The sequence below is a fragment of the Leptotrichia massiliensis genome (assembly GCF_900104625.1).
GTDB classification, from domain to species: domain Bacteria; phylum Fusobacteriota; class Fusobacteriia; order Fusobacteriales; family Leptotrichiaceae; genus Leptotrichia; species Leptotrichia massiliensis.
In genome coordinates this window covers 862068-883873 of the sequence record NZ_FNVZ01000005.1, presented here as the reverse complement: position 1 = coordinate 883873, position 21806 = coordinate 862068, and the positions used below count along the sequence as shown (strand labels likewise).

Here is a 21806-nt window from a genome sequence, read left to right as displayed (position 1 = left end):
TTATTTGTTAGTATAATTAAACAAAATTACCTAGATATCTAAATGTTCCATAAAATATCTTATTTGCAATCTCCACCAGTCCCAGTCATGAGCTACATCGTAACCCCAGAAATCATTCCATGCTGGAACTTCTTTTTCATAAAGAATATCTGCAAGTTCTCTGTTGCTCGGAAGAAGTTCTCCTTCCCAAGCTCCTTGTCCAATGCACACTATGATGTTTTTTTGTCTGTAAATATCTAAATAAGGATGATTCCAAGGCATATTTCTTAAAAAGTCAACAACAGAGTTATTATAAACAAGATCATCTTTGTAATCTCCAAAAAACATTGCCGCATCAAACATTCCGCTTAAGGAAATCAATGTGTCAAATAAGTCGGGCCTTCTAAAAAATGCTATTCCCGCATGAGCTCCTCCCATGCTGCATCCTGTAACAATAATATCATTTCTCCAAGAAATATCCCATATTCTTGGAACAAATTCATTTGTAATATAATTAAAATATTTCTCTTGCATTTCTATTCTATGTCTTGGATCTCCGTGAATGTCTGACCAGCTCTCAGTATCAACACTGCCAACACAGAATAATTGCAGTCTTCCTTGCTCGATGTAATCTGACAGAACATTTACCATTCCAAATTCTTCATACTGATTGCAAGTTCCATCTTGTGAAGGAAAAACTAAAACAGGCTTTCCTGAATGTCCATATCTTATGAATTCCATTTCTCTTCCTAAATTATGGCTGTACTCTTTTTTGTATTCTATTTGCATTCTTTCTCCTTGTAATTTTATTTATTTTTATTCTTCAACTTTCTGGTGTACAAAGCTTATAAATTCTTCCATTTCTTCTTTTGCAACAAATTTTGCAGTGTACATATAATTTCCCATAGCTCCTGCAAAAATATCCGGCATTCTTTCATCCATTACAATTGCATTTCCATATTTTTGTTTAATTTCATCATGTGAATGTACATAATTTTTATTATCACGACGGCTTGCATAAACACAGTAGTTTTTTTCTATATCTTCATTTAATTGAGCCTTTTCAATTTTATCAAAAGCAATCATATCTGCCCAGATCTGATAAACATCAGTATTATTAGCGTAATTATACATATCAGGAGTATATCCGCCTGCAGGACGCATATTTGATTCCAATCCTACATAATCCCCTTTTTTACCCAAACCTTTTTTATTTTTATTTAGTCTGAAAAATTCAAGATGTATAAATCTGCTTTTTACTCCAAAGCCCTTTACAGCACGTCTTCCCGCATCCAATAATTTTTCAGGCATTTCTTTTTCTACATAATAAAATACATCCAGCCCTTTATTTACAATATCCATAACAGCAGGTTCAACTATCCCTGTTTCAAAAACAGGATTCCCATTGGAATCAATAATCGCATCGTAAGAAACTAAATCTCCATCAACGTATTCTTCCATAATATACTTTACATTTTGATTACAAGTTTCAAAAAAGTTCTTCAATTCTTTTTCATTCTTAATTTTATGAGTATCGCTTGCTCCAACCCCGTTATCAGGTTTAGCAACTACTGGATATCCAACTTTATCAATAAATTTTTTCGCTTTTGTAAGTGTTGTTACTAATGAAAAATCAGCAAATGGTATTTCAGCTTTTTTATATGCTTTTTTCATTTTTGATTTTTCTTTTATATTTGCTATTTTATCAGCTTTTATCCCAGTTGTTATATTAAAATCTGAACGAAGTTTGGCATCTTGTACAAGCCAATGTTCATTATTTGACTCAAGCCAGTCAATTTTTCCGTATTTATGTGTAAAAAAAGCTACCGCCTTCAAAACTTCATCATAATTTTCAAGATTAGAAACTTTATAATATTCTGTCAAGCTATCCTTCAATTTTTGATCCAATTGATCATATTCCATATCTGCAATTCCTAATACATTTACTCCATTTTGCTTTAATCTATCACAAAATTCACAGTTAGTTTTTGGAAATTGTGGTGAAATGTAAACAAAATTCATAATATCTCATCTCCTTCTACGGTTAAAGTGTTTTATTATCACTATTTCTGTAATTCATTTTTTTAGTAATTATATATCATTATAGCATAATTTTTTGAAAAATGTAAATACCATTATTTTCATACCATCTTATCATTTTTAATTTTCTATTAAAAACTAATGCTATTTTTTTATTTCGGATTTTGAAAAATAATAAATTTATGTTATAATAATTTAAATAAAATCAAGATATGAAAATGGAGGTCATTATGGATTTTGACAACAATAAAGATGAAAACGAGTTTTTTAAAGAAGATAAGCAAAAAGAAAATTTGCAAAATGAGCATCATTTTAATAATTTAGAAAAACTTAGTGAAATTAGAAATGAAGTAACAAATAATTTTAATGAAAAGAAAGATAGTCTTAATAATTTTCAAAATTTTACTAACAATGTAACAGAGTCTATCACTTTAACACTGGACCCTTTAACAATAAAAAATATGAAATTTATTGCAACAGTATTGAAAATTTTTTCAATTTTGGGAATGATTTTTGGTGTACTTCAATTACTTATGTTCTTTATTATAATTCCACTTGCTACTGGTGTTTTTACTATTCTAATCTCATTAAAAATCTCTAAATCGGCTAGTTTTTTGGAAGAAGCTGTCCTTGTCAATGATGAAAATAAATTAAAGTTATATTTTAATGAGCAATCCAAAGCTTTAAAATTATACATTATTTTCATAATTGTCAGCATTGTTCTTTCTGTTGTAATTTGTATTTTTATGTTTTCACTTGCTTTAACAGGTATTTTGAATCATTCTAACTATTATTATAATTCATATTAAATCTAAAATTTCATATAACCAAAAAAATCCCTAAAAAATGAAAATAGGGATTTTTATTATTTAATAATTTATCTTAAAATTTAATGTAAAAACATTACTTAAACACTAGAAATTACTACTGTTTTTATTTTTCTAATTACCTCATAGCCCTCATTAATCATAACTCCCCATATAAGATTAACATGCTTATCCTTTATAATATTTGAAATTCTCTCTGTTATCTGTCCAATATCAATAAGTGATACATTTTTTCCAGTAGTAAAATTTATCAAAACTTTTTTTGCATTTTCCAATTTCCCCTCAAACAGATTATTTTCCATCAGTTGTTCCATTATCTTATCAACTGCATTATCTCCCTTGCCTTCTCCAACACTAATAATAGTATCTTTTGAATTCTGCAGAACAGCCTTTATATCTAATAAATCAATATTCATAAACCCAACTTCTGTAAGAATATTTGCAATACTTTCAATACCTTCCTTTATAATTTCGTTGACTTTAGCATAAGCTTCTTCAAGCGGTTTTTTTCTATCTATGTGATTATATAATTTTTCGTTAGGAATTACAATTAAGCTATCTGTAATTTGCTCAATTTTCTTCATTCCCGCATTTGCAATTTTCAAAGTTTCAAATCCTTCCAGATAAAATGGACGAGCAACAATACTAATAGTAAAAATACCCAATTTTTTTGCAACTTCAAGAATAATAGGTATTATTCCACTTCCAGTAGCTCCACCAACTCCCGCAACTAAAAATAAAATATCAGTCCCCTTTAATAGTTCCCGAAATTGATTTTCACACTGGAATGCCACTCTTTCAGCCTGTTCCCTAGTACATTCCTTAACTCCAGTATCCAAAAAAATCTTTTTCTCCGCTCTACTAAAATTAGAATTTCTGCTATCCGTATCTATCGTTATATACTCAATTTTCCGGACATTTGAAATTATCATAAAATTAACAAAATTTATCCCCGTCCCGCCAATTCCAATAACTTTTATACTCATTTTATCCTTCATACCAATCCCACTCTTGCAAATACAAATTATTGCAAATCTCCCTTCTATTAAAAATATTTAATTTTGAAATTAACTTTTTATTTATAGGTATATTTTAGCAGATTAGAGGGGGTATTTCAAGAATGAAATTTAATAAAATATTTTTTATTTAAAATCTAAAACCACAACTCAATTCCTGACATTTCAAAATTTATTAAATTTAAAATTCTAATATTCTATTTTATTTTTAATTATTCAAATATTTTTGCTTTTAAGATTAGACCAGGATCCTATAATATTGAAAAAATTTAAACCATAATTTAAATAAAACAAAAAAAGGAATACCTAAAAGATACTCCTTTTATAAATTACTTACTTCCTTTTCCACCAATCTTCTCAAAAACAATCGACTTTGTTGCTACATAAAGCAAAATTGCTATTAACAGAGGCAATACAATTGATGTCAATAAAATTATTCCAATAATAACTGGCGTATTTTCAACCAAGTCTTTTGATATAACATTTATTTCTTTTGAGAAATTATCAATTTTGACTTTTGCACTGTCAATTTGTCCTGGAATGTTAAAAATACTTTTAGACTGATCTAATGAAAGCATCTCATCCTTCACTTTATTTAGTCTTCCTAAATCTTGATTCAGTTCAACAATTGCAGGTTCTTTATATTCTTTTTCAAAATAGCTTGATATTGTGGAATTTACAAATATCGCACTTGGTAGAACTATGTAAATATAAAGCAATATAAAAAACGAATATTTAGAAATCTTTCTAAAAATTCTTGTAACTTTGTTTTTATAAATAGTATATGGAAAAATTGTAATTAATGAAATAAACGTCAAGATTGTAGCCAATTTTACCTTAAAAATTTCATAATAAATCGTTTCCAGCTTCAGTATAACAACGCTCGCAAGTGACACTTTCCATAAAATATTTATCATATCGTAAATAGGCTGAATAATATCTCCAATCTCAATTTCCATTCCAACAATCATACTGACATTAACAGTACTTCCTTCAATAATATCCGTAGTTCCTTTCAAAAGCGACAATGTTAAAAACATCTTTTTAGACTCTTCATAAGTTTTTTCCAAATACGGCATTGTTAAATTTTTAAAAAAGTTAAAAATCGTATGTTCAAAGATTTTATCCATTATTCCAAAAATACATAAAATCAGTCCAATTACAATTAATATTTTAACTAAAATATTCTTTTTGTCTAAATCCCACTTTGGAGAATCATTTTTCTGATTTTTCTCCAGATTTTTACCTTCGTTTACTGTCAAAACAGCATCATTTTTTTCTGCCAATTAATCTCACTCCTTTTTTATTTTAATTGTTTTCAAACATTTATTGATAAACACAAACTTGTTTGATAATTTATTTTAGAAATTATAACGTTAAAATTAATTCATCAAATAATTTTAATAATTAAGATATTTAACATTACCTATATTTAATCCCACTCCAATAACTTTCTCACTACATAGGAAGCTAGTACAAGCCCAGCCGTTCCTGGTACAAATGAATTGCTTCCAGGCGTAGTCTTTCTCGGAATTTTATTATTTTCTCTAAATTCAGTTGGTAATTCTTCCTTAAATAATTCTGATTTATTTGGTTGTACAGGTATTTCTTTTGAAAATGCAACTGGAACATTTGTAATCCCTTTCTTTTTTAAAATACTTCTGATAGTTCTTGCCATCGGACAAACAGATGTATTTTTTATTTTTGCAATTTCTATCATTTCAGGGTGCATCTTGTTGCCAAATCCCATTGAAGAAATAATATTTATGTTATTTTTCGCACAATACTCAATCAGATTAATCTTGCTTCCAATGACATCAATAGCATCCACGACAAAATCATATTTATTATTTCCCAAAACTTCATCCACATCATCATGAACTAATCTTTTTACAAGTTCAACCTTACAATCTGGATTAATGTCCAAAATTCTGTCTTTCATAACATCAATCTTAGACTTCCCAATCGTACTTCTAAGCGAATGCAGCTGTCTATTAATATTTGACTCCGAAATCTCATCAAAATCAACCATAGTAATTTGCCCAACTCCAGACCTTGCCAAAGCCTCCACGGTGTAAGATCCAACGCCACCAACTCCAAATACAATAACACGAGAATTCTTTAATTTTTCAATTCCATCTTCTCCAACCATCATAGAAAATCTGGCAAAGGTCTGATTCTTATCGTTCATTTTTTTTATCTCCCCTTTCAATATAGAGTTTTCTATTCTCTATCTAAAATTTCGCTCATATTATATCATAAATATTTAAAATGTAAATAGTGAGAGTATAAATTTTTATTATAAAGTTTTATTTGGTACTTTTAATTTATTTAATACTAAATCATATTAGAAAACAGTATTGAATAAAAAGTTATAAAATAAATATAGTTATTGAAAAAAACATCAATTTATAATATAATACCTTTAACACAAATTAAAAGAAAGGAAAAAAGATAGCTATGTTTATAAATACTATGAAAACAGGTTTATTAATGTTTGGATTAGTTTTTCTCTTTGTAGCAATTGGTGGTGCATTAGGAAGTCAAAAGGGAGCAGTAATTGGACTTTTGATTGCTGGGGGAATGAGTTTTTATAGCTACTGGTTCAGTGATAAAATGGTTATAAAAGCGTATAATGGGCAAGAAGTTACTTCCCGAACTAATCCAAGATTATATCAGTTAATACAAAGGCTGGCAAATAACGCAAATCTGCCAATACCAAAAATTTACATAATTCCCGAACGTCAACCAAACGCATTTGCAACTGGGAGAAATCCTCAAAATGCTGCTGTGGCATGTACTGCGGGATTGCTTGAACTGATGGATGATAATGAGCTGGCTGGAGTTATGGCTCATGAATTGGGACATATAAAACATCGTGATATTCTAGTAAGTACAGTTGCAGCCACTTTTGCTGGAGCGATTGCCAATATTGCACGATTTTTACCTTATGTATCAAGTGGAGATAATCGAAATGGAGAACGACGAAGAAATAATGTTGGAACTGCAATGCTGCTTTCATTTTTAGCTCCAATAGCAGCTTCAATAATTCAAATGTCTATCTCACGAAAAAGAGAATATATGGCAGACAGGGCCGGAGCAGAATATTCAGGAAATCCCTTATATTTACGTAACGCATTACAAAAATTAGAAAGTTACAGCCATAATATCGCAATGAACAGACAAGATCCTGCAACAGCACATATGTTTATTATAAATCCATTTTCAGGATTGGGAAATTTTAATTTAAAAAGCCTATTTAGTACACATCCGTCTACTGATGATAGAATTAGAGAACTAGAAAAAATGGCAAGAGAGCAACATTTGTTGTAATTTTAAATTTTAATTTTATTAAAATATTTCTTTTTTGTTTTTGTTGAGAATTTATTTTAAATATGATAAAATGTATAAAATCTATGAAATATGGAGAATTGATATGATTAACACATTTGCATTTTTAACACTGTTATTACTTTTTGTAAGAATTTATTCATTTGTGTCACTTTTATTTTTAAGTGGTAAACAAGTACAATTTGCAGAAAGAATAACTGTACTGATACTATTATTTGAAGTTCTGATTATATTTTTATATACTTTTTTTGCTTCATTTAGATATTTATTACCGCCAGTTTTAATGCTGTTAAAAACTCCAAAATTTTTAATTTTTAATAACTTTTCAGTAGTGTTTTTATGTTATTCACTTTTAAATCTGGCATTAAGTTTTACATTTGGAAGCCAAAGTATCTTTAAATTTATAAATAGGTTTTTTGTTGGAATAATTTTATTAACAAATATTATTTATGGATTTTTATTAATAGTTTAAATTTTAAGTAACTAAAAAGTGTACTAAATAGAAATTATCTAAACAGTACACTTTTTTCTTTTTTACAATTTTTATTTTCCATAAATATTATACAATTCACTAAAAATTAAACTAATAAAAATTAATTAAATTTGAATAATAAATATAATTTATGTAACTATCCTTCTTGTTTTTCAAGAATCATATTTACTTCCTCAAGAATCATGTCTGGATTTAATCCGTGAACAGCAATTCCTTCTCCCAATGTTTCAGCACTTGAAATAATACACCCAACACATCCAAGTCCATATCTCATAAGCACTTGTGCTATAATTGGATATTTTTCAACTGCTTCCATAATATTCATATCTTTTGTCACTTTTTCTGCCATAATTTTCCTCCATTAATTATCATTTTATAATGTAAGTATATCAAATTAAATTATACTAGTCAACTTTAAATACCAAATATTTTTCAATTCAAAATTAAATAACTTTATGTAAAGTTGCTTTAATAGTTTTAAATAAAAAAGATTGAATTAAAATAAATTTAATAATTACTTTTATATAAATAATAATTAATTTTATCCAATTCAATCTAAATCTATTTTAATTTACCTTATATTATTTTGCAGCTTCATATTTTTTAGATACTTCATCCCAGTTTATAACATTGAAAAATGCTGAAATATAATCTGGTCGTCTATTTTGATAATTTAGATAATATGCATGTTCCCATACATCTATTCCTAAAATTGGAGTCCCTTGTGAACATCCGCAAGGTGTTACTCCTGGCATTAATGGATTATCTTGGTTTGCAGTTGAAGTAACTTTCAATTTCCCATCTTTATTTACAACAAGCCAAGCCCATCCTGAACCAAATCTAGTTGCTGCAGCTTTTGCAAATTCTTCTTTAAATGCATCAAAGCTTCCGAATGTTTCGTTTATTTTCTCAGCTAATTCTCCTGTAGGCTCTCCACCTGCGTTAGGACCCATTATTTCAAAATATAAGTTATGGTTATAAAAACCTCCACCATTGTTTCTAACAGCTCCACGAATTTGTTCTGGTAATACTTCCAAATTTGCCAAAATTTCTTCTATTGGTTTTTCTAAAAATTGTGGTGCATTGTTTTTTAATGCATCATTCAAGTTATTTGTATAAGCTGCGTGGTGTTTTCCATAATGGATTTCCATAGTTTTTGCATCAATATTTGGTTCTAATGCATCAAAATTATAAGATAATTCTATCTGTTTAAACATTTTTTATCACTCCTAAATTAAATTGTATTATATTTTATCATATTATTTTTATAAAATCAATAAAAATTTATATTTTTTATGAATTTGTTCTTATTACAATTATGAATTAATTAAAATATTCACTATTGCTTGTAAAAAATTATATTATTCTTTTATAATATATCCGACACTTCTTACAGTTTTTATTATTTTTTGATCAAATCCTTTATCTATTTTAGATCTCAAAAAATTAACATACACATCTACAATATTACTTTCTGAAACAAAATCTATATCCCAAATTTTTTCAGAAATCATAGTTCTTGTAAGTACTCTATTTTTATTTCTTAAAAAATATTCAAGCAATAAGAATTCTTTATTTGTCAATTCTATTTCTTTTCCATCACGTTTAACTTCTCTATTTGCAGGATTTAATGTCAAATCATAAGCTGTCAAAATTCCCATTTCATCTTCAGTTAAACGTTTGTTTAAGATTCTTACTATTGCTCTGAATTTAGCAGAAAGTTCTTCCAGTCTAAAGTCATTATATATGTAGTCATCGATTCCTTTTAATAATGCCTCTGTCTTAGCATATCTATCGTCTTGTTCAATTGCCATTAAGATATAGCTTTGCCTTTTATATCTTATTATTCTTTCTATTGCTAGTGGAAAATCTTCGATTGAGCTGATGTCTAAAAAAGAAATGTCAAGAGATTCTGTTTTTAATGCGTCTAGCATTTGTTCTTCGTTTTCTGCCAGTATTACATTAAAACTTAATTCTTTTAATAACTGACCTACTACCATTCTAGTTTTTTCATTTTTATTAAATACTAATACTTTCATTTTTTTGTTGTATAATAAATATATTAATGTCTATAATACATTTAAAATACTTCTCCTTTCACATTTATTTACTTTCGCTTTTGTTTTCTAAATTTTCAATTACTTTAGTAATTATGTCATTCATCCGTCTTGATGCTACAGAATCATTTGAAATAAATGGTAACCCGTTATCACTAGATTCTACAATATTTTCATCTAATGGTATTGAGCCTAGAAAGTCAGTTTTTTTCTCTTGGGCCATATTTTTGGCACCGTCTTTTTTAAAAATATTCACTTCCTTTTGACAGTCAGGGCAAATAAAACCACTCATATTTTCGATTATACCAAGCAGATTTAGATTTATCAGTTTAGCAAAATTTATTGCTCTTGTAGAATCCAGTATAGAAACCTTCTGTGGTGTTGTAACAATGATCGCTTTTGAATCTGTTCCTATATTTTGTGCAATACCTAACGTTTCATCACCTGTTCCTGGCGGTAAATCAACTATTAAAAAGTCAATTTCTCCCCAGCGAATTCCTTCCAGCATTTCCATTATTGCTGTAATTTTTTGCGGACCTTTCCAGACGACTGGTGAATTATCTGGAACAAAAAAACTTAATGATGATATATGTAAATTTTTTGTTATTTCCAATGGTTCAGAAATCTTTGAAAGTTTCACACCTTCTTTTCCAAACATAATCGGAACATTAGGACCGTGCAAATCAGCATCAAGAATACCAACCTTATATCCTCGTAATGATAATCCATAAGCTAAATTAACAGATGTAGTTGTTTTCCCAACTCCACCTTTTCCACTCATCACTACAATTTTATGCTTAATTTTGGACATATTGGAATCAATTCTTTGTTTTCGTTCAGCTAAAGCTGGATTAGTCTGCATTCATTCCTCCTTACTCTAAAAATATTTTAATTTTATTTAACTTCCCTACTTTAATTAAAACATAAACTTAGAAAAATTACAAGCTATTTTTTACATTTTTTTGAAAAAAACTTAATTTATTTGTTAATATAAATAAATTATAAATAAAAATTTTTTTTATTAAAAAATAAACTGGACTAATTGCTATCTTTTTTATATAATATATTAAAACTGCTTTTAAAATATAAAGATTTTCAACTATATTTTTTTAACTATATGAGTTTTTAAATTCTATTTTCAAGTAGTTTTATCACAAGTTTAATTAAGAAAGGAAATTTTATATGAATATTTATTTAAAATCAAATCTGAAAAGATTATTATTATTTTTAATATTAACTTTTGCCCTCGTATGTAAAACAAAACCAGAAGAGAAATATCTTTGGTATTCACCAAGAGAAGTTATTTCAAATGCAGATAAATTAGAGCCAGGGGATATTCTTATTTTATCCAAAAGACCGACTTTACGTTCAATGTGGGGACACGCTGCAGTTCTTAACGAAAATAAAAAAATAGTAGAATTTCCATCCTATTCTGCTGGTTATAGTGAAAGCCCATTATATGCGTGGCAAAACATTAATAGAAAAGTGGCTATTTTTAGATTAAAAGGAATTGATAAAAAATTTAAAACAGCTCTATTTAAAGAAATTGATGATACAATAACAAAACCTTATGGATTAACGTTTCATAAAAATTTTGACAAAAGATTATATTGTTCACAATTTGTTTATCTTGTATTTAAAAAGGCTGGTGAAAAAGTTGGACGTGAAATAAATCTTGATTCCAATGGTGGCGGATGGGTTATGCCCTTTGATATAATGGATTCTCCATTATTAGAAAATATTTCTCTTTATTAATAATTCTTATTTTAAAAAGCTCTCATTCGAGAGCTTTTTCTATTTTGATATTTTTAAAACTAAATTTGAAAATTAGAAATTTCTTCTAACTTTGTCAAATCATACGGCGTACCTTGATAAACATGATGATTTACCCAGTTGGAAAACAGTAAATTTGCATGAGCACGCCATACAAAAAGTGGTTCTTTGGTTACATCATCATTCGGATAATAGTTAAATGGTACTTTTATATTTTTCCCTAATTTCACATCCCGCTCATATTCCTTAGCAAGTGTCATTCTATCGTATTCCAAATGTCCCATAATAAAAATATTTCTCTTATCCTGAGTACGAACTATACTAACCCCTGCCTCTTTAGAATTTGCAATAATTTCAAGATCCGATATTTTCTCTATATCTTCTGCAAGTACTTCTGTATGTCTTGACTGTGGCATATTAAACACTTCATCAAACCCACGCAGTAACATAGTATGGCAAATATCAATTTTTAATGGGTAAATTCCAAAAAGTTTTTCTTTTAATGGATATTTTTTTATTCCATAATGATAATAAAGAGCTGCCTGTGCTCCCCAGCAGATACACATCGTTGAGTAAACGTGAGTTTTGCTCCATTCCATTACTTCTGCTAATTCTTTCCAGTATATAACCTCTTCAAAAGATAGGTTTTCCACTGGTGCTCCTGTTATAATTAAACCATCAAAATAATCATTCTTTATATCATTAAAAGTCTTATAAAAATTAGACATATGTTCTTCCGAAACATTTTTTGACATATATGAAGTCATTTTTAAGAAAGTAATTTCCATTTGAAGCGGAGTATTACTAAGTAATCTTAGTAATTGAGTTTCTGTTTCAATTTTTGTAGGCATTAAATTTATTATTATAAATTTTAAAGGACGAATATCTTGCGACAATGCCCTATTTTCATCCATTACAAAGATGTTCTCCTTTGCTAAAATATCTACAGCCGGTAAGTTATTTGGTATTTTTATAGGCATCGCATATTCTCCTTTCTGTTATTTTATCTAAAAATTGAGTTATAAAATGCTTATTAATACATAGAAATATGCATAGGAATTATAATCAGAAGTAATAATACTAAATTCATCATTACCATTACTAATGTAAAGATGTTTCTCTTAGATTGTCTTTTATTGTCATCTGTTTCATTATTATTTATTTTAACTAATATGAAATATGAACAAACCATTAATCCTGCTTTTAAATAAGTGTATATTACTATCAAAACTGAAAAAAATAATGCAGTAATAATAAAATGATCCAAAAAATAAGAGTCAACTATACTTCTAATAATAACATATAATAAAGTTATAATTTCTGGTAACCATGAAAATATTAACCATCTAATTGTTTCCGATTGGTTTAAGCTTTTTTTCTTCATTAATTAAAGTCTCCTTTCGCAAAAGTAATTAACTTTCCCTAAGTGCCAATGGCATTGTGAAGTATAGGGATTTATCATTATCCTCATCTCTTACAATTACTGAACTCTTGTTATTTAGTAATTCCAGCACAGTTACTTTTCCTTCAATTGTAGAAATATAATCAAGTAAAAATCTTACATTCAATGAAATTTTCAAATCTGCACCTTCTTGAATTGTAACAATTTCTTCTTTTATTTGTGCATTTTCACTAGTTCCAGTAAGTAACAGCTTGTTATTAGCAAAATTAAATATACCACCATTTTTAGCTTCTTTGTTATCTCTGACAAATATAGCTGTTCTCCTTAGTACAGATAAGAAATCTTTTGTATTTAACAATATTTTTTTATTATGCTGTGAATTATTTAAAATTGACTTATAATCTGGAAATTGTAAATCAATTGTACGAGTTAAAATTTCTACATTCGAAAATTGAAAGAATACTTTTGAACCATCTGACTTTACAGTAATATTTTCTTCATCAATAAGTTTCATAATTTTTATTAATCCGTCAATTGTCTTTAATGGGATACTTAGACTAAGATTTTCTTTTCCTTGTTGAGTTTCATCCAAATCCTCTTCAATATATGTCAATCTGTATGTATCAGATGAAACAAGTTTTAATTTATCTTCTTCGATTTCCAGTCTGATACAGTTCACAGCTAGATTTTCTGGATTTGGGGAAGCTGAAATTTTTACATTTTCAATATTATTTAATAATTTTTCCTTTTCAAAAACATATTCCACTCCATTTTCCAATTTTGACTGAACTGGAAAATTACTAGCATCATATAATGAAAACTCTGTATTTGTTGAACTTGCCTGAATTACTAATTTCCCATTTTCCTCAATCAATGTAATTTTTTCATCAGAAATTTGTTTTAAAAATTCTTCAATTAATTTGTGTTTTATAACAATTTTTCCTTCATCTTCAACTTGTGCCGATATTTCTGTATTTATAGACAGCTCCAAGTCTGTTCCTCGTAAAATTGCCTTTCCTTCGTTTGTTTCAATATAAATTCCAGAAAGGACTTCTCTTATTTTGTTTTCAGTTACTGCATTTTCCACTATAGTTATAGCTTTTAATAACGACTTTCTATCTACAATTATATGTAACATATATTCACCTCTCCTTTACAATATATCTTTATATTCTTCCAAATGTTCTTTTAATTTTGTTATTGCCTTTTTTTCTATCTGTCTGACTCTTTCACGAGTAATTCCCATCTGCTCACCGATTTCCTTTAATGTATGGATTTTATTGTCATACAGTCCGTAACGATATTCGAGAATCGCTCTTTCACGTTCATTCAGAACTCTTTCAAGCAAGTCTTTCATTTCAACTAGCTGATCTTCTTTTATTATTTTATCTTCCACATCATCATTTTTTCCAATGATGTCTTCCAAATAAATATTATCTCCAATTGTTTCATTCAAAGACATTATATCCTGAAATTCTCCTAAAAGTAAAATAACTTTACTTTCTTTCAGATCAACTTCCTTTGCAATATACTCTGTTGATGGAGCTTCCCCATGAATGGCAGTATAATCTTTTATAACTTTATTCACTTTTGACAATTGTTCGTATTTATAAGAAGGTATTCTTATATCACGTCCTATATTAATGATGGCTTTTTTTATTGACTGCTTTATCCACCATACTGCATACGTACTAAACCTATGTCCTTTTTCATAATCAAATTTATTTATAGCTTTTATTAATCCAATATTACCCTCACTAATCAAATCAATCAAAGGAAGCCCGTTTCCAAGAGACTTTTTAGCTGTACTTATTACCAATCTTAAATTTGATAAAATCAATAATTGCCTTGCCTGCTCATCATCATCTTCCCTAATCCGTTTTAACAGTTCATATTCTTCCTCCTTTGAGAGTAGATCAAATTTTTGAATATCACTTAAATATAACGACATCAAGTTTAAGTTGTTATCTTCCATTACCTCACTCCAATTTTATTTTTTATATAATTTTTTAACTTATTTTTAACTTAAAAATTCTGACTTTAAATCTCTGCTCATAAATGTAGATTCCAGTTCTGAAACTGGTTTTCCATTGTAAATCACTTCATAAAGTGCTGTAAAAATAGGTGCTTTCAGATTATTTTCCTTTATAATTTTATAAAGGGCCTTTATTGTTTCTGCACCTTCTGACACCATATTCATATGTGAAACTATATCTTCAATTTTTTCACCTTGTCCCAGCTTTTCCCCCACAAATCTATTTCTACTGTGTTTACTCGTACAAGTTACAATAATATCTCCAAGCCCTGATAACCCCATAAATGTTTTAGGATTGGCATTGTAATATTTTGCGATCTCAAACATTTCATTAATTCCTCGAGTTATAAGAGCAGCCTTTGTATTATCTCCATAACCCATTCCATCGGCAATTCCCGCTACAATTGCAAGACAGTTCTTTAATGCTCCCGCAAGCTCAGCTCCCATCAGGTCTGTTCCTGTATAAACTCTGAAATAAAGATTACTAAATGTAGTTTGTACCGTTTTGGCCGCTTCTTCATTTTCAGATACCGAAAGTATGGCAGATGGCAATTTTTGAGCCACTTCTTCAGCGTGTGTCGGTCCTGCCAGCAGAACATAATTATATGGCTTGTTTCCAAACTCTTCAGCCACTATTTCAGAAATTCTCTTTTTAGTAGCAATTTCTAGCCCTTTTGCAACATTTACCAATATTATATTATAATTTAAAAAATTTTTCAATCTTTTTAAAATTACTCTTAAAAATTGTGTAGGAGTTGCTAATAAAAGAATATCAATTTTACCATATTTTTCAGGATTTTCAAGAACATCTGCATAATCATCCACAACATTAAGATTATCAGGTAATTTTATATTGGGTAAAAATTTTGGATTTTCCTTTGTATCACGAATTACTTTTCTCACTTCTTCATTATGCTCCCATAAATAGACTTTATGTCCATTTTCTACTAATAATTTTGAAAGACAAGTGCCCCAGCTTCCGCCACCAATAACCAATATATTTTTCATCATCATCCCTTCCTTTCCTATTCTTTATTCTTTAAACTGAATTTAGATTCTGTTCCATTTTTTAATCTTTCAATATTGCTTCTATGTTTTACTACAATCAAGATTGCTATTAAAATTCCTAAAATAACATATATCGTTTGCTGATACAAAAAATATATAAAAATTGGAAGTGATATAGCCGCCAAAACCGAAGATAACGAAACATATCTTGAAACGGCAAAAACTACAAAAAATACAATTGCCGCAAACAATATAGCCTTTGGAACTAAAATTAAAAATACTCCAAGTGTCGTTGCAACAGCCTTTCCCCCTTTAAAATTCATAAACATAGAAAATACATGACCTAAAATTGCACAGATTCCAACTAATACATAATCCAAATTTGAAATTTTTGTCAAATTCTCAAAAAAATCAGCTTTTAGCAAAATTGCCATTAATGTCGGAACTAATCCTTTAGAAACATCTAAAATTAATGTCAAAATACCTAATTTTGCACCTAAAACCCGAGCCGCATTTGTAGAGCCAGTATTTCTGCTTCCATGCTCACGAATATCTATCCCTTTAAAAACTTTTCCTATCCAAAGTGCATTTGGCACACTTCCTAGAATATAGGAAATAACCATTAATAAAATTGTAATCATTTTTATTCCTCTTTTATATAATAAATTTATCTTTTTTTATTTCTTTTGTTCATCTATCTCCTCATTATATTCCAATAAGTTATTCTCACTTTCAATCATTTTATCAAAAAATCTTTTTTCCTTATATAAGAATGCTAAAAGTATTATGAAAAACAGTAAATCAGTAAAAGGCTGTGCAAGCCACACTCCATCCAGTTTCCAAATATTTGAAAAAGTTATCATAACTATTAGAAATATAACAACTTGCCGTAATAGATTTAATATAACCGAATATTTTGAACGTCCCGTTGCTTGAAAATAATTTGGTACAGTTATTCCAAAAGATGAAATTATTACAAGCGAAAAATATACTCTAATTGCTTTTACACCTTCTCTTAGAGCTTCAGGCGTACTTTTTTCGTTAAAAAATAAAATCAGTTCTTTTGGTAAAAGCATTACAATTATCCAAAATGTAAAAGATAAAGCAACTCCAGCATTTATAGCAGTCATCAAAGATTTTTTAACTCTCCTGAAATTTCTCGCACCATAATTAAATCCAATTATAGGCTGAACAGCCTGAGAAACAGCATAGACACTCATTGTCATAATTGGTAAATATGAATTTATAATTGTCATAACTGCTACGCCATAAGTTCCGCCATAAGTGTCTACAATTTTATTTGTTACAAGTCCTACTCCTGAACTTGCAGCTTGTAATAAAAACGGCGACATTCCTATTGAAAAAATATCTTTTACTATTTTTGAATCCAATTTCATTTTTGAAAATCTTATTGTAATAACGCTTTCTTCTTCCAGCTTAAAGCCAAACATATCTATTCTAAATGGTAATTTCCCTGTAGTTAAAAACCATAACACAAATATTGCAGAGAGAACATTTCCAATTAATGTTGCATAAGCAGTACCCTCAATTCCAGTATGCATAATCATTACAGCCACATAATCCAAAGCAATATTTACAACTGCACCAATCAGCATTGAAAACATAGCAACTCGCGGTGCTCCAGCCGCATTTAAAACATTTGTCAATCCAAATGAATAAAATAAGGGCAAGATTGCTAGTAATATTATTTCCAGATAAGCTCTTGCATATGGCAAGGTCTCGTTATTAGCACCTGAATATCGTAAAACTGTGTTAATATTCAATATTAAAAGTACATACAGCGAAAGTCCTAAAATAGTAAATAATGTTACTGCATTTCCCAATATTTTCTTAGCTTCTCCCTTTTTTCCCTGTCCAAGCCGAATTGAAATAATAGTTCCAGCTCCAACTCCAATAAACATTGAAAAGGCGATAATCAGCATAACAATATAAAAAGCAATTCCCGCACCAGCAAGTGCCTTTTCGCTAATTTTTCCAACAAAGAACCTGTCAACGATATTATATAAAACAACTGCCGCAGATCCGATAAGCGTTGGTATGAAATATTTTACAAATAATTTCAAAATAGAACCTTTTAACAGTTCTTCACGTTTTTTTTCCATATTTTTTCCCTTTTGTAAAGTTAATCTCTATTTTCTAACAAATAATTAGCAATTTTTCCCAAAACTCCAAAATTACCTAGTTTCTCTCTTTCTTTTTTCAATTCTGAAACAATAGTTTCTTTATTTTTTTCCATAATTTTCATTTCTTCAAGTAACTTTTCCACGGAAAAATCTTCCTGCAGCAGTTCTTTAAAAATCTCTTTATTTGCATTTAGATTAGTAAGCGTTATATATTTTATTTTGACTATCTTTCTTGCAATAAAAGCATTGATTTTAGATGTTTTATAAACTACAATCACAGGCAGTCCCATAAGCGATATTTCAAAAGTTACTGTTCCTGAAGTCGCTATTGCATATTTGCAATCTTTACGAATATTTTTTATTTCATCAAAAGTTATTTCCAAATTTGGAATTTTATGAACACCAATTTTGTGTTTTTCCTCAAAATCACATATATATTTTATATGATCTCTACTTGCCAGCTTCATTAAAAATTTCTCATTTTTAACTTTTTCATTTCTAAGCAGTTCCATAACTACTGGCAAAAATTTTTCAATTTCTTGCCGTCTACTCCCAGGAAGCAACAATATTTTTTTTCCTAGCTTGTCAGAAAAATCATATTTATCAACAAATGGATTTCCAAAATACTGTACTTTGAGCCCTTTTGGTCCATTCTTTTTCAAAGTATTATCATAATATGCCTTTTCAAATGGAAAAATTACAATAACATCGTCAAATTTTTTTAATTTATCAATCCGTTTTTTCCCCCAAGCCCATACTTTAGGCGGAATATAATAAATCATTCTCAAATTCTGCAGTTCTTTTTCCAAAATTTTCTTTTTTAATAATTCAAAAAATTTTAAATTAAATCCGCCAAAATCAACAAAAATAACAGTTTCTATTCCATTTTTCTTGATAAATTCTAAATATTCATGGGCTTTTTTGTTAAAATAGCCATACTTTTTCAAAGCCTCTACAAATCCCATAACATCATTATTCTTAATATGGTTTACTGTCTTAACTCCAGCCTCTATCGATTTATCCCCAACCACACCAAAAAACTCAACATTTTTATCTTTTTTTCGCATTTCTTCCACAATGTATGAAGCGTGTAAATCTCCAGACATTTCACCACAGGAAATAAAGATTTTTTTCTTTTTTTGAGATTTTACTATTGATAAATCATTATTTTTTTCTTTTATTATATGATTTTCATTATTATTTTTCATTTTTTAGCCTTTTTTATATTCTTTAATTTACTTACTTAAAACTGCTTTATAAATTATTCAAATATCTATCTTATATATTTTGTAGATAAAAATAGAGATATTTGAGTATATTTTAATAATAAAAACTAAACAAAATATCATTATTTATAACAATTTTTGAGTTTAATTTTAAAAAATAGTTTTACTAAAAAAACTTTTAAACCTTGATTCCTTTTATAAAAATTTTATTTTTGTTTGCAAATTTTATAACTTCCTCTTTATCAATGAACAGCATTTTATCAGCTTCAATTACAATCCCACGTCCATTAATTTCCACAACTTTTTTTATCGTTTCCAGACCAATCGTTGGAATATCTATACGATAATCCTGATTACGTCTTGCCATTTTTACTACAATGCAGTTTTTCCCAGCCAGTTCTCCACCACGCAAAATTGCCTTATCAGTACCTTCCACACCTTCCAATGCGATAACAGATTCATCTTTTACAACAACAGTCTGCCCTGCATCAATGTCGGTAAGCATTCGTGCCGCCTCAATTCCAATTTCTATTGTTTTTTCCTCATTTTTACTTGGTAAAACTTTTGTATATGTTTCATTTCCTGCAATATATTCGTCCATCAGATAATTTTGTGGCAAAACTTCAATATTTTCTGATTCAATGTAATTAATTATTGCCTTTAAAATATTTTTATCTTTTTTATTTTTTGTAGACAATAATATCTTAGTTGCCGTCAAATCAAATTTTAAATTTGAAAAAATCAGATTTTTTTCGACTTTCCCAAGCATTATTAAGTGAGTTATTCTATTTTTCTTAAAATGTGAGATTATTTTCCCAACTTGAGCAACACTATATTTTACAGAATTTTTATGCTCTTTTATGCTTTCTTCCACACTTTCAAATAGATAAACCGAAAACGGCTCAATCCCCTTTAAAATACATTGATTCAAAAATAATTCAGGTAATTTCCCATTTCCTGCAATCAAACCTACTTTTTCCATTATCATTTTTTCCTCTTAAAAAAATATCTATATTAAAAAATTAACTCAAAATAAAATATCAATTATTTTGAGAAATTTTACATTTTAAGTTTTGATTTTTATCTTGTTATACCTCTTTTACTTTTTCGTATAAAATTAACAAGATTTTGTGCTTCTTCATACTGTCCATAATCACGTTCAACAATTTGAAGTGCTTCTTCCAGTTTCAACTTTTTCTTAAATATAATTTTATACAATTCTCTTAGCCTTTTTATCTGCTCTTCTGAAAAACCTCTACGTTGAAGCCCTACAATGTTAATATAAACAGCTCTCGCCTTATTCCCTTCAGACAGCATATAAGGAACAACATCTTGATTTACAGCCGAACATCCACCTATCATAGCGTGCCGTCCAACTCTTGTAAACTGATGTACAGCAGTAAGTCCACCTACCACCGCATAATCTTCCACTTCCACATGTCCAGCAAAAGTAGCAGCATTTGCCAGTACGCAGTTATCTCCAATTATGCAATCGTGAGCAATGTGAACATAAGCCATTACAAGTGTATTATTTCCAATTCTTGTCTCATATTTATCAGTAGTTCCACGGTGAATTGTGACAAATTCACGAATTTTATTGTTATTTCCAATAACAACTCTAGTTTTTTCTCCAGCAAACTTCAAATCTTGTGGATCTTTACCTATCGAAGCAAAAGAAAAAATATAATTATTCTCACCAATAATCGTTTCTCCTTCAATTACAACATGTGATTCTACAACAGTTCCATTTCCAATTATTACTTCTGGTCCTATAATCGAGTAAGGACCTATCTTTACATTTTCTCCAAGTTTAGCATTTGGATCAACAATCGCCGTTGGATGTATATTTAAACTCATAATTATCATACCTCATTCTTTTATTTTGAATTACTTAAAATTTGAATTTTAAAGTTAAATAGAACTACTAAAAAATCGAACTTATAAACTTTTATGCTACTCAAATAACAGTTTTATTTCATTTTAAAAAGTCCAATTTTAAAGTAGTTTGAGTATTATCTAATTATAAATCCTGTACTGAAAATTTTAAGTCAGCTTCACTTACGACTGTACCGTCAACAACACATCTTCCACGTGCGACTATTACGTTACTTTTTACCTTTATTTTCTCTACTTCTAATCTTAATTGGTCTCCTGGAACAACACCTCTTCTAAATTTACATTTGTCAATTGACATAAATAAAGGTATTTTACCTGGTTCCAACATTAACAATCCTACAGCTTGTGCCAACGCTTCTATTTGTAAAACTCCTGGCATTACTGGTTTTCCAGGAAAATGCCCTTGGAAAAATTCTTCGTTCATTGTAACATTTTTTATTGCTACCAAAGAGTCAGTACCATTTTTTTCGATAACTTTATCTACTAGCAAAAACGGATATCTATGTGGCAATATTTTCATAATATCCTCTACACTCATAATTGTTTCATTTGCTGCCAT

The 21806-nt window shown here is 28.7% G+C and carries 24 protein-coding genes; 4 read left to right on the top strand and 20 right to left on the bottom strand.

The window, feature by feature from the left end; translation table 11 throughout:
• Nucleotides 1–30 precede the first annotated feature (30 nt).
• Nucleotides 31–768, bottom strand: a complete 738-nt coding sequence (locus BQ5344_RS08245; RefSeq protein WP_071124925.1) for an esterase family protein — start codon at nucleotides 766–768, stop codon at nucleotides 31–33.
• Nucleotides 769–795: 27 nt separating this feature from the next.
• A complete protein-coding gene (locus BQ5344_RS08240; RefSeq protein WP_071124924.1) occupies nucleotides 796–2001 on the bottom strand; it encodes an ATP-grasp domain-containing protein in 1206 nt (401 codons plus the stop codon).
• A gap of 248 nt (nucleotides 2002–2249) precedes the next feature.
• On the opposite strand from BQ5344_RS08240, the gene BQ5344_RS08235 reads away from it, so the two are divergent.
• Nucleotides 2250–2828, top strand: coding sequence for a DUF5362 family protein (locus BQ5344_RS08235; RefSeq protein WP_071124923.1), 579 nt, complete (start codon nucleotides 2250–2252; stop codon nucleotides 2826–2828).
• Between the two features lie 98 nt (nucleotides 2829–2926).
• Here BQ5344_RS08235 and BQ5344_RS08230 read toward each other — a convergent pair whose 3' ends face one another.
• The 3 genes from BQ5344_RS08230 to BQ5344_RS08220 all read right to left on the bottom strand — a co-directional run bounded on the left by BQ5344_RS08230 (nucleotide 2927) and on the right by BQ5344_RS08220 (nucleotide 6053).
• Nucleotides 2927–3844 carry a cell division protein FtsZ gene (locus BQ5344_RS08230; protein WP_071124922.1) on the bottom strand — a complete coding sequence of 306 codons (918 nt, stop codon included), beginning with the start codon at nucleotides 3842–3844 and terminating at the stop codon, nucleotides 2927–2929.
• A gap of 347 nt (nucleotides 3845–4191) precedes the next feature.
• Entirely contained in the window at nucleotides 4192–5148 is a 957-nt protein-coding gene (locus BQ5344_RS08225; RefSeq protein WP_071124921.1) for a hypothetical protein, read from the bottom strand.
• Nucleotides 5149–5294: 146 nt separating this feature from the next.
• The gene (locus BQ5344_RS08220; protein ID WP_071124920.1) at nucleotides 5295–6053 is read right to left on the bottom strand and encodes a tRNA threonylcarbamoyladenosine dehydratase; all 759 of its coding nucleotides are present in this window, start codon (nucleotides 6051–6053) and stop codon (nucleotides 5295–5297) included.
• Between the two features lie 269 nt (nucleotides 6054–6322).
• On the opposite strand from BQ5344_RS08220, the gene htpX reads away from it, so the two are divergent.
• Both htpX and BQ5344_RS08210 read left to right on the top strand, forming a co-directional pair.
• Nucleotides 6323–7195, top strand: a complete 873-nt coding sequence (gene htpX, locus BQ5344_RS08215) for a zinc metalloprotease HtpX (protein ID WP_071124919.1) — start codon at nucleotides 6323–6325, stop codon at nucleotides 7193–7195.
• 103 nt (nucleotides 7196–7298) lie between these two features.
• Nucleotides 7299–7685 (top strand): hypothetical protein, encoded by a 387-nt coding sequence (locus BQ5344_RS08210; RefSeq protein WP_071124918.1) that lies wholly within the window; start codon nucleotides 7299–7301, stop codon nucleotides 7683–7685.
• A 157-nt stretch (nucleotides 7686–7842) separates the two neighbouring features.
• On the opposite strand, the gene BQ5344_RS08205 is transcribed toward BQ5344_RS08210, so the two are convergent.
• The 4 genes from BQ5344_RS08205 to BQ5344_RS08190 form a co-directional block, all read right to left on the bottom strand.
• Entirely contained in the window at nucleotides 7843–8055 is a 213-nt protein-coding gene (locus tag BQ5344_RS08205; protein ID WP_006804197.1) for a DUF1858 domain-containing protein, read from the bottom strand.
• Nucleotides 8056–8287: 232 nt separating this feature from the next.
• Nucleotides 8288–8923, bottom strand: coding sequence for a superoxide dismutase (locus BQ5344_RS08200; protein ID WP_021769587.1), 636 nt, complete (start codon nucleotides 8921–8923; stop codon nucleotides 8288–8290).
• Nucleotides 8924–9067: 144 nt separating this feature from the next.
• On the bottom strand, nucleotides 9068–9745 hold the full coding sequence (locus BQ5344_RS08195) for a response regulator transcription factor (protein WP_021769808.1): 678 nt from the start codon (nucleotides 9743–9745) through the stop codon (nucleotides 9068–9070).
• Between the two features lie 64 nt (nucleotides 9746–9809).
• On the bottom strand, nucleotides 9810–10625 hold the full coding sequence (locus BQ5344_RS08190) for an Mrp/NBP35 family ATP-binding protein (RefSeq protein WP_071124917.1): 816 nt from the start codon (nucleotides 10623–10625) through the stop codon (nucleotides 9810–9812).
• 320 nt (nucleotides 10626–10945) lie between these two features.
• On the opposite strand from BQ5344_RS08190, the gene BQ5344_RS08185 reads away from it, so the two are divergent.
• The gene (locus BQ5344_RS08185; RefSeq protein ID WP_071124916.1) at nucleotides 10946–11518 is read left to right on the top strand and encodes a YiiX/YebB-like N1pC/P60 family cysteine hydrolase; all 573 of its coding nucleotides are present in this window, start codon (nucleotides 10946–10948) and stop codon (nucleotides 11516–11518) included.
• 59 nt (nucleotides 11519–11577) lie between these two features.
• On the opposite strand, the gene metA is transcribed toward BQ5344_RS08185, so the two are convergent.
• The 11 genes from metA to fabZ all read right to left on the bottom strand — a co-directional run bounded on the left by metA (nucleotide 11578) and on the right by fabZ (nucleotide 21806).
• Nucleotides 11578–12516, bottom strand: coding sequence for a homoserine O-acetyltransferase MetA (metA, locus tag BQ5344_RS08180; RefSeq protein WP_071124915.1), 939 nt, complete (start codon nucleotides 12514–12516; stop codon nucleotides 11578–11580).
• Nucleotides 12517–12569: 53 nt separating this feature from the next.
• A complete protein-coding gene (locus tag BQ5344_RS08175) occupies nucleotides 12570–12920 on the bottom strand; it encodes a hypothetical protein (protein ID WP_071124914.1) in 351 nt (116 codons plus the stop codon).
• Between the two features lie 28 nt (nucleotides 12921–12948).
• Nucleotides 12949–14076 (bottom strand): DNA polymerase III subunit beta, encoded by a 1128-nt coding sequence (gene dnaN, locus BQ5344_RS08170; RefSeq protein ID WP_021768551.1) that lies wholly within the window; start codon nucleotides 14074–14076, stop codon nucleotides 12949–12951.
• 15 nt (nucleotides 14077–14091) lie between these two features.
• Entirely contained in the window at nucleotides 14092–14913 is an 822-nt protein-coding gene (locus BQ5344_RS08165) for a sigma-70 family RNA polymerase sigma factor (protein WP_071124913.1), read from the bottom strand.
• A 45-nt stretch (nucleotides 14914–14958) separates the two neighbouring features.
• Complete coding sequence (locus tag BQ5344_RS08160; protein WP_071124912.1) at nucleotides 14959–15981, bottom strand: NAD(P)H-dependent glycerol-3-phosphate dehydrogenase; 1023 nt, start codon at nucleotides 15979–15981, stop codon at nucleotides 14959–14961.
• 17 nt (nucleotides 15982–15998) lie between these two features.
• Nucleotides 15999–16622, bottom strand: a complete 624-nt coding sequence (plsY, locus tag BQ5344_RS08155; protein WP_071124911.1) for a glycerol-3-phosphate 1-O-acyltransferase PlsY — start codon at nucleotides 16620–16622, stop codon at nucleotides 15999–16001.
• A gap of 36 nt (nucleotides 16623–16658) precedes the next feature.
• On the bottom strand, nucleotides 16659–18104 hold the full coding sequence (locus tag BQ5344_RS08150; protein WP_071124910.1) for an MATE family efflux transporter: 1446 nt from the start codon (nucleotides 18102–18104) through the stop codon (nucleotides 16659–16661).
• Nucleotides 18105–18124: 20 nt separating this feature from the next.
• Nucleotides 18125–19333 (bottom strand): lipid-A-disaccharide synthase, encoded by a 1209-nt coding sequence (locus BQ5344_RS08145; RefSeq protein WP_083378230.1) that lies wholly within the window; start codon nucleotides 19331–19333, stop codon nucleotides 18125–18127.
• Between the two features lie 196 nt (nucleotides 19334–19529).
• Complete coding sequence (locus tag BQ5344_RS08140) at nucleotides 19530–20339, bottom strand: LpxI family protein (RefSeq protein ID WP_083378229.1); 810 nt, start codon at nucleotides 20337–20339, stop codon at nucleotides 19530–19532.
• Nucleotides 20340–20431: 92 nt separating this feature from the next.
• Nucleotides 20432–21208 (bottom strand): acyl-ACP--UDP-N-acetylglucosamine O-acyltransferase, encoded by a 777-nt coding sequence (gene lpxA, locus BQ5344_RS08135; RefSeq protein ID WP_021768544.1) that lies wholly within the window; start codon nucleotides 21206–21208, stop codon nucleotides 20432–20434.
• Between the two features lie 163 nt (nucleotides 21209–21371).
• Nucleotides 21372–21806, bottom strand: coding sequence for a 3-hydroxyacyl-ACP dehydratase FabZ (fabZ, locus tag BQ5344_RS08130; protein WP_071124909.1), 435 nt, complete (start codon nucleotides 21804–21806; stop codon nucleotides 21372–21374).